Source organism: Akkermansia sp. KLE1798, assembly GCF_001580195.1.
Lineage (GTDB): Bacteria > Verrucomicrobiota > Verrucomicrobiia > Verrucomicrobiales > Akkermansiaceae > Akkermansia > Akkermansia biwaensis.
In genome coordinates, this window is the sequence record NZ_KQ971061.1 from 16,083 (window position 1) to 27,755 (window position 11,673).

The window sequence follows — 11,673 nt, forward strand, 5'->3', positions numbered from 1 at the left end:
TAAAAATTTGACATTAAATATAAAAATATATTTATTTATATTACATGACCCTGTTCCCTTAAATCTTGTTGCAATACCCTTTCCCTTACCATCCGATTTCCCATTTTTCTGTGCTACATGAATGCATGCCTTCATGTGGAAGAAATTAAGAATGCAGATACCAATTCCTTGCATGCACCCACCAAGGGATTAAAGAACATCAAAGTAGCCATTACCAAGTTCGGCTGCACGGTAACGCGCAGCACAGCAGATGAAGCAAAACATTTCAACTCAATATCAAAGGAATAACTACCTCAATTTCAGCATCATGAAAACTGTATATCTTCTTTTCCCTCTCTTTTTTCTATCTCCGGTCATCCTCCTCCCATGCTCCGCATCTCCAAACAGCCAACTATCCCTTCCCGCAGCCATCAGGAATACGGATAAACAAAGTCCGGAGCTTCTCCAGCTCAAAAAACTGCTCGACGACGGAAACATCATTCCATTTTATCAGGCCGCCGACAAAATGCTGAAAGAAGCCAGGCGCTACCATAAAAAAAACGTTACTCCCAGAGAACTGGCTGACGGGCTTTTTCTGTGCCAACTGATTACCACGGCCCCATTCATCGACCTCAATAAAAGCAGCAACGTCGAATGGCTCGCCAATTACAACAACATTGATCACAAAGTGAAAGAATTCATGTCCCGAAGCATTCCGTTTGCAGCGCTAACGGACAAAAATGTCAAACTTCCGGGCAAGGAAGAAGCACTTCGCTTTTACCTAACCGCCACGGCCATGGTCCTCAAGCAATTCCACAGTCAGATGGACTACGCTTTTGAAGCTACGCAAATCTGTACCTACATGATCATCGACCACGCTTCCGGATTATCCACCGACAAGGCCACGGATCTTTTCAACAAAACAAGTGCTCAAAGCTCAAGAAACTACGATGTCCAATCCATCATTAAAAATCAGGAATCAGGATTCATCAGGGAACTGATGAAATGTTTCCCGGCCAACGCTGTGGAAGTGAAAAAATATTTGCACATGGCCGGGTACGAAGACAAGGAGATTCCGGCCCTGCTGGACAGAACCGTCGGTAGAGTGCCCCAAGCCGAGTACCTTTACCGAGGCTTGCCAAAACGACGGGATTAGCCTTGTATCCGGTATGGCATCCAACCACATAAAAGTCTCATGAAAACCTTTCTCTTCCTCCTCGGACTGTGGGTCATCTGCACCTTCTGCGTTCAGGCGCAGAATCTTCCCGTTCCTGAAGAAGCGTGGCCTGTTTGCACCCCGGCGCGCAAGGGAGCCAGAATCCTTTTCATAGGCAACAGTTACACCTTTTTCAACCGGATGCCCGCCATGGTCATGGCTATGGCTGACATCAGGGGACTCCAGGCGGACGTGCATATCCATGCGGCTCCGGCGGCTTCCTTTAGTTCCCATTGGAACGATGAAGAAGCCAGAAAGAAATTGACGGGGAATTCCTGGGATTTCGTCGTCCTTCAGGATCAGAGCGCCACGCCTGTCATTGCGCCGGAACGGACCCTGGAGTTCGGAAAAAAGCTGTGCTCGCAGGTCCGGTCCGGAAACGGCATTCCCGTACTGTTCCTGACATGGGGAAGGAAAGGCTCTTCCAACGCTCCCGACAAGGGGGAACAGCAGGCCCTGCGGGATACTTATCTGAAGCTCGCCCGGCAGGAGAAGGCGGCTCTGGCCCCCGTAGGCATTGCCTGGGAGAATTGCGCCAAACTCCATCCGGACATCAAGCTTTATCTGGAGGACGGACAGCACCCTTCCGAACAGGGAAGCTATCTGACGGCATGCGTGATGTACTGCACCTTGTTCGGCAAGTCCCCGGTGGGGCTGCCGGGAAAACTGACGCTGAAAGGGGTCCGGCTGTGCAATATCCCGCAGGCCAGGGCCAAAGCACTGCAAACCGTTGCCCGTGATACCTGCAGACGGCTTTTTGCCGCCCCGGCCGGAGCCGGAAAAAAAACGGAAGGCCGCCGATGAATCCCCTGGTGCGGCATAGCGCAAAATCTACTCGCAAAACGGGCCGCCGGTCCCTATCATTCCTTGCGAACACTTGCACACACTATGAGCGAACAAGTCATTATCATCGGCGCGGGCTGCGCGGGCTACACCGCAGCCATCTACACCGCCAGGGCCAATCTCTCCCCCCTCCTGATCACGGGCTCCCAGATAGGAGGGCAGTTGACTACCACCACGGAAGTGGAGAATTTTCCCGGCTTTCCGGACGGCATCATGGGGCCGGACCTCATGTTCCTGATGCAGCAGCAGGCGGAAAAGTTCGGTACCCGCTTTGCCTATGAAGACGTGAAGAGCGTCATCAGGGATGAAGCCACCGGACTGTTCACCGTCAAGACCAGCGGCCAGAATTACGAGGCACGCAGCGTCATCGTCGCTACCGGGGCATCCGCCCGCTATCTGGGCATCCCGGGGGAAGAAGGGCTGATAGGCCACGGGCTGACGGCCTGCGCCACCTGCGACGGCGCCTTTTACCGGGACGTTCCCGTCTGCGTGGTAGGCGGAGGAGACAGCGCTTGCGAAGAGGCCGCGTTCCTGACCCGCTTCGCCTCCAGGGTTTACCTGATCCACCGCCGCGATACCCTCCGGGCCTCCAAAATCATGGCGGAACGCACGCTGGCGAACGAGAAGATTTTCCCGGTCTGGAATTCCACCATTGCGGCCTACAAGACGGACGACAAGGGAGAACTGGAAGCCGTGATGCTGAAGAACCTCGTCACCGGGGAGGAAACGGAACTGGCCGTCAAATGCGTGTTCATGGCTATCGGCCACACGCCGAACACTTCCTTCCTGGGTGATCTGGTGGACCGGGACCAGTCCGGCTACATCGTCCGGGAACCCGGCCTCATGACCACCAAGACGCCGGGGCTTTTCGCCGCGGGCGACGTGGCGGACCCCCACTACCGCCAGGCCATTTCCTCCGCCGGCATGGGCTGCGCCGCCGCCATTGAGGCGGAACGCTACCTTCTGGGCGTGTAAAGGAACAATCTTCCGGAAAGGGCCGGGTTCCCGCGGGAATTCCGGCCCTTCTCCGTCACGGGAAGAAACGGATATGCACCACTACAGCATTTTTGAGCTTTTCAGCATCGGGATAGGCCCCTCCTCCTCCCACACGGTAGGCCCCATGCGGGCGGCGCACCGTTTTCTGGAACAACTGCGCTCCTCCCCCCATCTGCCGGAAATAGAGGGCATCCGCTGCGAATGCTACGGCTCCCTGGCCGCCACCGGGCACGGCCACGGAACGGACACCGCCATCATGCTGGGCCTGCTGGGGGAAGAACCCCAGACCGTCGTGCCGCGCGACATTCCCGGAATGATAGCGCGCCTGCACCAGCAGGAAACCCTGTCCGTTACGGAAGACAAGACCGTCCGTTTTTCCCCCTCCCGCGACCTGGACCTTTCCCATTACCAGCCCCTGAAGCTCCACCCGAACGGGATGCTTTTCACAGCCGTCGGCAAAGACGGAGCCCCGGTGGAAGACGCCGTGTTTTATTCCACGGGCGGCGGCTTTGTCGCCTCCGAGCAGGAACTGCTGCATCCGGCGGAACCGGACCGGGAACCGTTTCCCCTCCCCTACGAATCCGCAGAGGAATTGCTGCGCATGGCGGACGAACGCCATTGCCCCCTTTCCTCCATCGTGATGGCTAATGAATGCGCCCTTCTTCCGGAGCGCGACGTGCGCGAACGGCTGGACCTGATCTGGACAACGATGAAGCAGTCCATCGCCAGCGGCATGAGCGCGCGCGGCAACCTGCCCGGCGTACTGCAAGTGCCGCGGCGCGCCAAGACGCTGCGCAAGTCCCTGCTCGTCCACGGGGAGTCGGCCCTGAAAGACCCCCTTTCCATCATGGACTGGATCAATCTGTATGCCATTGCCGTGAGCGAGGAAAACGCCGCGGGCGGGCGCATCGTCACCGCTCCCACCAACGGTGCGGCGGGCATCGTCCCAGCCGTGCTCAATTACGCCACCAAATTCTGCGTTTCCCCGTATCCGGACGCCATTCACCGCTTCCTGCTCACCGCAGGGGGAATCGCCATCCTTTACAAGAAAAACGCCTCCATTTCCGGCGCGGACGTAGGCTGCCAGGGGGAAGTGGGCGTGGCCTGCTCCATGGCTGCGGCCGCACTGGCGGAATACCTGGGCGGCACGCCTCATCAAGTGGAAAACGCTGCGGAAATAGGCATGGAACACAACCTGGGCCTTACCTGCGACCCGATTGCGGGACTCGTTCAGATTCCCTGCATTGAGCGCAACGCCATTGCGGCCATCAAGGCCATCAACGCCGCCCGCATCGCCATGGGAGGCACCGGCGCGCACTTTGTTCCATTGGACAAGGTCATCCGCACCATGCTGGACACGGGACGGGACATGCAGTCCAAATACAAGGAGACGGCCCAGGGCGGCCTGGCCGTGAATGTGGTGAATTGTTAAAGGGAAGCGGAAATCATCCCACGGGAACCCATATGTGTCTGTTCCCCGAAAAAACGTTCCTCCGGGTTGACAGGCAAGAAGAGCGAATGTAGGGTTGCGGACATGTTTTCACGCCTTCTTCTTGCCCTGGCGCTGGTGCTGGGCGGTACGGGAATGTCCCGCGCCGTCCACGTTGTCATGTGCGGCGGTCCGGCCCTGAAACAATGGGAAGGACTGAGAATACAGCCGGACAGGCACGACAACTGGTGGGCCAACTTCGTCCGGGCGTCCACCGTCCGCATCTCCCAGATTCAACAGGCGGACCCCGGGGCCAGAATCACGTGGATCGTGTACCGTCCGGGTTATGTGACGCGCGGCAAGGAGGACGGAAAACCCTACACGAAGTGGATTTCCGACTTGGCCGCCAAATACAAAACCAAACTTGTCTGGGTGAATACCGCGGACCAAGCCATCCGCGCCCTGAATTCCTCTCCCCGCTTCCAGGGAGACAAGGTGGAGTCCTTCTACTACTTCGGCCACTCCAACTGCTTTGCCTGGATGCTGGATTACGGCAACAACATCATGGCCGTTTCCACGGAATGGATTCATGAAACGGACTTGAACCGCATCCGCCGGGATATTTTCTCCCCGCAGTCCGACTGCCGCAGTTTCGGCTGCTACACGGGGGCCAGCATGTCCGGCTGGTGGAAGCGTCTCGTGGGCGTTCCCCTCTGGGGCAATATGGAGTCCACCCGCTACGCCCCCGTTTCCAACGGACGCCTGCCGGAAGGCGCGGGCAAGTGGGTTAAGTAGAGTTAATAGTTAATAATTAACAGTTAATAGTTAACAGGATTTTTTAATTTTACGGTTCCGGATGGAGCTTCCTGCCACCTGATCACGTATTGCTTTCCCCTTTCAAAACCCTTACAATATCCCGCATGCGGAACGGATTCCGCCATTTTCTGACACAATCATGAACCAAGCACCCCATGTTGCCATCGTTGGCGCCACCGGAGCGGTGGGCGTCGAGATCCTGTCCTGCCTGGAAACCCGCAACTTTCCCGTCGGCTCCCTGAAGCTTCTGGCCTCCGCCCGCTCCGCGGGTAAACAGGTAGCTTTCCGCGGGGAAATGCTGACTGTGGAAGAATTGACGGAGAAGTCCTTTGAAGGAGTGGACATTGCCCTGTTCAGCGCGGGCGGCGGCATTTCCCTGAAGTTCGCCCCCATTGCGGCGGCGGCAGGCTGCGTGGTTATCGACAATTCCTCCGCGTTCCGCCAGGACCCGGACGTTCCCCTTGTCGTGCCGGAAATCAATCCGGAAGCCGCGTTCAACCATCCGCGCAACATCATCGCCAATCCGAACTGCACCACCATCATCACGCTGATGGCCCTGTTCCCCCTGCACCAGCAGTTCGGGCTGAAAACCGTCATCGCCTCCAGCTACCAGGCGGTTTCCGGCAGCGGCCAGCACGGCATCACGGAACTGGAATCCCAGGTGCGCGCCGTGGTGGACGGCCACCCCGTGGTCAAGAATGTTTATCCGCACCAGATCGCCTTCAACCTGTTGCCGCAAATCGACTCTTTCACGGACAGCGGCTACACCAAGGAAGAGCTGAAAATGCTCAATGAAGGCCGCAAAATCCTTTCCCTGCCGGAACTCAAGGTGACCTGCACCTGCGTCCGCGTTCCCGTGTACCGCTCCCATTCCATCTCCGTCACCGCCCAGTTTGAACAGCCTGTGGACCTGGAAAAGGCCCGCCAGGCCTACGAAGGCAAGCCCGGCGTGGCCCTGATGGACAATCCCGCGGAAGGCCTGTGGCCCACTCCGCTGGACAGCACTAACGGCGACACCTGCTACGTGGGCCGCATGCGCCGGGACATGGCCATTGACAACGCCCTGACCCTGTGGGTCGTAGGCGACCAGGTACGCAAAGGCGCGGCCCTGAATGCCGTGCAGATCGCAGAACTTTTAATCAACCGCTGAATCAAGACAAATCCCACCCCGCACCCATTTTATACGCCATGTGTGAACAATCGCTGAAAGATTACATTACCGAGCAGTGCGCCCTGATCGACGCGGCGCTGGACAGGCTCCTTCCCGCCGAGGACGAAAGCCCCGAAACTATCCACAAGGCCATGCGCTACAGCATGTTCGCGGGCGGCAAGAGAATGCGCCCCGTGCTTTGCCTGGCTGCGGCGGAAGCTTGCGGCGGCCTGGCCGTCAACGCTCTGATCCCCGCCTGCGCGGTGGAAATGATGCACACATATTCCCTCATTCACGACGACCTGCCCGCCATGGACAACGACGACCTGCGCCGGGGCAAGCCCACCAGCCACAAGGCCTTCGGGGAAGGCATCGCCATCCTGGCCGGAGACGCCCTGCTGACGGAGGCCTTTGCCGTCATCGCCCAGGTGGACGATACGGAGCGCTACACCGTCCGGGACTACGTGGCGGAACTGGCGGCCACCGGCGGCAGCAAGATGCTCATCGGCGGCCAGGTACTGGACCTGGAAGGAGAGCACAAGAAGCTTTCCGAGCCGGAAGTACGCGCCGTATATGAAGGCAAGACGGCGGCCCTGGTGACCACCGCCCTCCGCTTCGGAGCCATGTCCGCCGATGCCACGGAAGCCCAGCTGGAAGCCGTCACGGACTTCGGCTACAACCTGGGCCTGGCTTTCCAGGTGATCGACGATATTCTGGACCTGACCGCCTCCACGGAAAAGCTTGGCAAAACCGCGGGCAAGGACGTGAATTCCCAGAAATCCACCTGCCCCGCCCTGATCGGCCTGGAAGGAGCCCGTTCCGAAGCCAAGTGCCGAACCCAGGCCGCTCTGGACGCCCTGATGATCTTCCCGGAAGAACGCCGCACGCGCCTGGTGGAAATAGCCAATTACCTGCTCAACCGCGAATATTAAGCCACTTTTCCCGTTCATGCCCGCAGAAAACGTATCCGATAACGTCGCCGCGCTGATCGACATGGCGCTGGCCGAAGACTTCGGCCCCGGCGATGTGACCTCCACCTATTTCGTACCCGAACACCTGACGGCCAGAGCCATCCTGACGCCCCGCAAGAAAGGCGTTCTGTCCGGCGTCAACGTGGCGGCGGAAGTATTCCGCAAGGTGGACCCCGGTCTGAAGGTGGAAGTGTACCTGCACGACGGGGAGGCCGTGGCGCCCGGCGCCGTGGTCATGCTCATTGAAGGGTCCGCCCGCTCCATTCTGGGGGCGGAACGCACGGCCCTGAACTTCATCCAGCGCCTTTCCGGCGTGGCTTCCCTCACCCGGAAGTACGTGAAGGCCGTTTCCCACACCAGCGCCCGCATTCTGGACACCCGCAAGACCACCCCCGGCTACCGCCTTCTGGAAAAGGCCGCCGTGGCCCACGGCGGGGGCACCAACCACCGCATGGGACTTTACGACCGCGCCATGGTGAAGGACAACCACCTGATGACGGACGGCAATACGGAACATCTTCAAAAGTGCATCAATACCCTCCGCGCGGAAAAGCCCGGCGTGGAAATCCAGCTGGAAGCGGATACTCTGGAACAGGTGGAATCCTTCCTCAAGCTGGAAGGCGTGGACCACATTCTGCTGGACAACATGACGCCGGAAACGCTCAGGAAGGCCGTCGCCCTGCGCGGGGACCGCTCCACTCCTCTGCTGGAAGCCAGCGGCGGCGTCAACCTGGACACGGTGGCGGCCATTGCAGAATCCGGTGTGGATTTCGTCTCCGTGGGCTATGTCACCCACTCCGCTCCGTCCCTGGACCTGGGGCTGGATTTCAGCGTGGAATAAAACCATCACTTTTCCCATATCATGGACCTGTCCAATTTCAGAGAAGAATACCTCAAGGGCCAGCTGCACAGGAAAGATCTGGCGGCCAATCCCTTTGAACAATTCCAAACCTGGTTTGACCAGGCTCTGAAAGCGGGCATTCCTGAACCCAACGCCTTTTCCCTGGCCACGGCCAACGCCCAGGCGCGCCCTTCCCTGCGTACGGTGCTGCTCAAGTATTTTGACGAAACCGGTTTCGTGTTCTTTACCAACTACGGCAGCCACAAGGCCCGCGACATTGAGGAAAACCCCCAGGTTTGCATGATGCTCCCCTGGGTCATGCTGGAACGTCAGGTCATCATTTACGGAAAAGCCGTCAAGGTTTCCCGCACGGAATCCCTGAAATACTTCCTTTCCCGCCCCAAGGATTCACAGCTGGGAGCATGGGTTTCCCAGCAAAGTTCCGTCATTTCCGGAAGAAAACTGCTGGAAATGAAGCTCATGGAACTGAAAAACAAATTCTCCAAGGGAGAGATTCCCCTGCCCTCCTTCTGGGGCGGCTTCAGGATCATTCCGGAAGCATTCGAATTCTGGCAGGGCGGCCCCGGCCGCGTTCACGACCGCTTCATGTACACGCGGCAGGAAGACGGGTCATGGACGATTGAACGACTGCAGCCATGATTTCCGAACGCGTTACAGACCAGGGGCTGAGCTTCCTGGATGTGGAAACGCCGTTCTGTACGGCATCCCTCTGCATGCAGGGAGCCCACCTCGTTTCCTGGAAGCCTGCGGGCCAGCAGGAATGCCTGTTTCTTTCCCCAAAGGCGGTCTTTTCCCGCGGAAAAGCCATCCGCGGCGGTATTCCCGTCTGCTGGCCCTGGTTCGGAGCAGCGGAAAACGGCCCTGCCCACGGCATTGCCCGCACCTCCGAGTGGCGCCTCCATCATCAGGAAACGGACATGCGGGGCAATCTTCTTCTTTCCCTGGCCCTGTATCCGGATGACGCCGGACAGCCCGCCGCCATTCTGCGCCTGACGCTGGGTTCATCCCTGGCCATGAAGCTGGAAACCACCGTCCGCAGGCTCCCCTGCAAGCTCACGGAAGCCTTCCACAACTATTTTTCCGTCGGCAACCTGACCAAATGCCGCGTTCTGGGCCTGGAAAATGTTCCCTTCCGGGAATATGCCGCCCAGCCCATGAAACACGGGGAACGCCCCCTGGCGCCCCTGGGCTGCCTGGACCGCGTGTACGACTGTCCGGACCACACGGGAAAAATCATTCTGGAAGACCCGGTCATGAACCGTTCCATCACGGTGGAGAGGGAACATGCCTCTTCCGTCATCGTCTGGAACCCTGGCCAGCAGGGCGCGGCGGACATGGCGGACTTGGGAGCGGATTCCTGGAACAAATTCCTTTGTGTGGAAACGGGGAATGCCTCACCCCGTGCCCTTCATCTTGCTCCGGGGCAGTCCCATACCGTGTGCCAGAAGATTTCGGTGGCTCCTCTCGCTTGATCAAATAATTTCCGGAAACTGTTCCGGAAGGCTTCCGAGTCTGTATTTATCTGGCAGTTTTTCCCGGCGGCACTCTGTTTTAAACGTTTATTTTAATAAACTTACCTTACCAGGAAAAAGAAATTGCGGATTTCTAATCCGGAGTCAATTCATATTTTTAAGCGGAAGGCGTTTGAACTGAAATCCCTTTTCATTTAACTGGAAAATGCTACCGGGAAACTGAAGCCACCCGGCTTGCGCGGTTAAATCACTTCCGAAGCACGGGAAGAGGGGGAATCTTTCCTGCTCCTCATCTTTTCAGGACTTTGAAAAAGCCAAAAAACACTTACTTCCTTTATATTGCATCATCATCTCAAACTGGAAAGAACTTGTTAACTCTCAGGAATAAGAAGTTCTGATCCAACTGCAAAAAAGCTGCGCCGTTACCCCAACAGGATACTCCGGATTAGAAATCCGCATAAAGTATCATTATCATGAGAATTAAACTTCCCCTGACTCTGCTGGCCTATATTTTTGCAACTCTTCCCTCTATTGCCAATGAAGCCGCTGCTCCGGCGGATGGGGGAAATATCTCCATCACGGAAAGTGTCCGTTACATACTTGATACTGACATGGAGTATAACACAACCGTATTCCAGGCAGATCCTTCCACTCCCCAGGCACAATTTGGAGTCTCGTTTGAAGGGGACGGCCAGCAGAGTCTTACGCTGGACAAGAAAGATACCACAGAAAAAACCGCCCAATTCCTTTTCCGTCCGGAAAACACTGATCCCCGTATTGACACGTTCACCCTGTCCATTTCCCAATTGGACAACCTTCATCTCGGCGGGACATATGGAGCCGTTGAATTAAGCAACAATCAGGGAGATTCCGTATTTTCCATCACCGATATCGGTGGAAACGTGTCTCTGGATAACAACACGATTGAACGCAGCGGAAACGCGGCGGATGCCCTGGTGTCCCTGCACTCTTCCGGGAACAATACCATTTTCATTGATGACATCGGAGGCACCTTGTCCATCAGCAATAACACAAAAACTTCCGGAGCGACACAATCCGGACTGGGATTGCTTATTTACAGCTATAACAAGACGGAAAACAGTTCCAACAGTTTGATCCAAATCACCAATGTGCGGGGAGGGATTGATGTCCGGAACAATACTTTTGCAGGCGGCCAGGGCGTCATCAGTATTTTCAATGATGTGAAAACCGGACAAGCCACCATCATCATGAACAACATCGCCGGCGGCATTCGCTTTGTGAACAACGACGCCGGAGGTAACGCCTTCGGCGCCTGTCTGACCGCAGGCTGCAAAGTTGCCTGGGGTGAAGAATTATTCAGCGGCCACGCAACTATCCAGATTTCCAACATCCAGGGAGACATCCTTTTCCAGGACAACAGTTCCTATGCCGGATCCGCCATTTTTGTCAATGGCACGGAAAGCATGCTTTCCATTTCCGGTGTGAAGGGCAATGTATCATTCACCGGAAACCGCGCGGATACTTTCGGCGGCGCCATCTATTTTGAAACGGGTTCCGTCTCTGAAAACAATGTATTGTCCATCCAGCACGTGCAGGGAGACGTCCTCTTTGAAAACAACTCGGCGACATATTTCGGAGGAGCCATTTGCAGTTCCGCCCCCACAGAGGATGAATATGGCCGCCCCACCGATCCTGCGAATTCCCGGATCATGTTATTGGCCGACGGAGGCGATATCACCTTCCAGAACAACGTCATGTATGCAGGCGGGACAGACCCCATCGCCAACGCCATCCTCACGGATGGAAAACACACCATGGAACTGGGCGCCGCGGCCGGACGCACCATTGCCTTTTACGACCCCATCGTCATGCAGGATGAGCAGGATAACGCTTCCTCCCTCCATCTCAACCGGGGGGAGGACTGCCAGGGGGAAATCCTCTTCTCCGGCAGGGATTA

General features: G+C 57.1%; 10 protein-coding genes and 1 pseudogene. All 11 read left to right on the plus strand.

Going from position 1 to position 11,673, the window contains the following annotated elements; genetic code table 11:
* Window positions 1-250 precede the first annotated feature (250 nt).
* Window positions 251-1,135, plus strand: coding sequence for a hypothetical protein (locus HMPREF3039_RS00050; protein ID WP_147549383.1), 885 nt, complete (start codon window positions 251-253; stop codon window positions 1,133-1,135).
* A 39-nt stretch (window positions 1,136-1,174) separates the two neighbouring features.
* Window positions 1,175-1,999: an SGNH/GDSL hydrolase family protein gene (locus HMPREF3039_RS00055; RefSeq protein ID WP_067569718.1), complete on the plus strand. Its 825-nt coding sequence runs from the start codon at window positions 1,175-1,177 to the stop codon at window positions 1,997-1,999.
* A gap of 84 nt (window positions 2,000-2,083) precedes the next feature.
* Window positions 2,084-3,013, plus strand: a complete 930-nt coding sequence (gene trxB, locus HMPREF3039_RS00060; protein ID WP_067569720.1) for a thioredoxin-disulfide reductase — start codon at window positions 2,084-2,086, stop codon at window positions 3,011-3,013.
* 73 nt (window positions 3,014-3,086) lie between these two features.
* The gene (locus HMPREF3039_RS00065; RefSeq protein WP_067569733.1) at window positions 3,087-4,466 is read left to right on the plus strand and encodes an L-serine ammonia-lyase; all 1,380 of its coding nucleotides are present in this window, start codon (window positions 3,087-3,089) and stop codon (window positions 4,464-4,466) included.
* A 102-nt stretch (window positions 4,467-4,568) separates the two neighbouring features.
* Entirely contained in the window at window positions 4,569-5,258 is a 690-nt protein-coding gene (locus HMPREF3039_RS00070; RefSeq protein ID WP_067569721.1) for a hypothetical protein, read from the plus strand.
* A 160-nt stretch (window positions 5,259-5,418) separates the two neighbouring features.
* Window positions 5,419-6,429, plus strand: coding sequence for an aspartate-semialdehyde dehydrogenase (locus tag HMPREF3039_RS00075; protein ID WP_067569723.1), 1,011 nt, complete (start codon window positions 5,419-5,421; stop codon window positions 6,427-6,429).
* A 38-nt stretch (window positions 6,430-6,467) separates the two neighbouring features.
* On the plus strand, window positions 6,468-7,361 hold the full coding sequence (locus HMPREF3039_RS00080; protein WP_067569725.1) for a polyprenyl synthetase family protein: 894 nt from the start codon (window positions 6,468-6,470) through the stop codon (window positions 7,359-7,361).
* A 16-nt stretch (window positions 7,362-7,377) separates the two neighbouring features.
* Complete coding sequence (gene nadC / locus HMPREF3039_RS00085; RefSeq protein WP_067569727.1) at window positions 7,378-8,241, plus strand: carboxylating nicotinate-nucleotide diphosphorylase; 864 nt, start codon at window positions 7,378-7,380, stop codon at window positions 8,239-8,241.
* Between the two features lie 21 nt (window positions 8,242-8,262).
* Window positions 8,263-8,901 (plus strand): pyridoxamine 5'-phosphate oxidase, encoded by a 639-nt coding sequence (gene pdxH / locus HMPREF3039_RS00090; RefSeq protein ID WP_067569729.1) that lies wholly within the window; start codon window positions 8,263-8,265, stop codon window positions 8,899-8,901.
* Window positions 8,898-9,734 (plus strand): D-hexose-6-phosphate mutarotase, encoded by an 837-nt coding sequence (locus tag HMPREF3039_RS00095; protein WP_067569731.1) that lies wholly within the window; start codon window positions 8,898-8,900, stop codon window positions 9,732-9,734. The genes pdxH and HMPREF3039_RS00095 overlap by 4 nt, the downstream gene beginning before the upstream one ends.
* 473 nt (window positions 9,735-10,207) lie before the next feature.
* A pseudogene (locus tag HMPREF3039_RS00100) lies at window positions 10,208-11,673 on the plus strand (hypothetical protein); the annotation flags it as partial.

Excerpts from the sequence above, each read along its gene's own strand:
- HMPREF3039_RS00050 (WP_147549383.1), top strand. The coding sequence starts at position 251 with ATGAAGCAAAACATTTCAACTCAATATCAAAGGAATAACTACCTCAAT.
- HMPREF3039_RS00055 (WP_067569718.1), top strand. The coding sequence starts at position 1,175 with ATGAAAACCTTTCTCTTCCTCCTCGGACTGTGGGTCATCTGCACCTTC.
- trxB (WP_067569720.1), top strand. The coding sequence starts at position 2,084 with ATGAGCGAACAAGTCATTATCATCGGCGCGGGCTGCGCGGGCTACACC.
- HMPREF3039_RS00065 (WP_067569733.1), top strand. The coding sequence starts at position 3,087 with ATGCACCACTACAGCATTTTTGAGCTTTTCAGCATCGGGATAGGCCCC.
- HMPREF3039_RS00070 (WP_067569721.1), top strand. The coding sequence starts at position 4,569 with ATGTTTTCACGCCTTCTTCTTGCCCTGGCGCTGGTGCTGGGCGGTACG.
- HMPREF3039_RS00075 (WP_067569723.1), top strand. The coding sequence starts at position 5,419 with ATGAACCAAGCACCCCATGTTGCCATCGTTGGCGCCACCGGAGCGGTG.
- HMPREF3039_RS00080 (WP_067569725.1), top strand. The coding sequence starts at position 6,468 with ATGTGTGAACAATCGCTGAAAGATTACATTACCGAGCAGTGCGCCCTG.
- nadC (WP_067569727.1), top strand. The coding sequence starts at position 7,378 with ATGCCCGCAGAAAACGTATCCGATAACGTCGCCGCGCTGATCGACATG.
- pdxH (WP_067569729.1), top strand. The coding sequence starts at position 8,263 with ATGGACCTGTCCAATTTCAGAGAAGAATACCTCAAGGGCCAGCTGCAC.
- HMPREF3039_RS00095 (WP_067569731.1), top strand. The coding sequence starts at position 8,898 with ATGATTTCCGAACGCGTTACAGACCAGGGGCTGAGCTTCCTGGATGTG.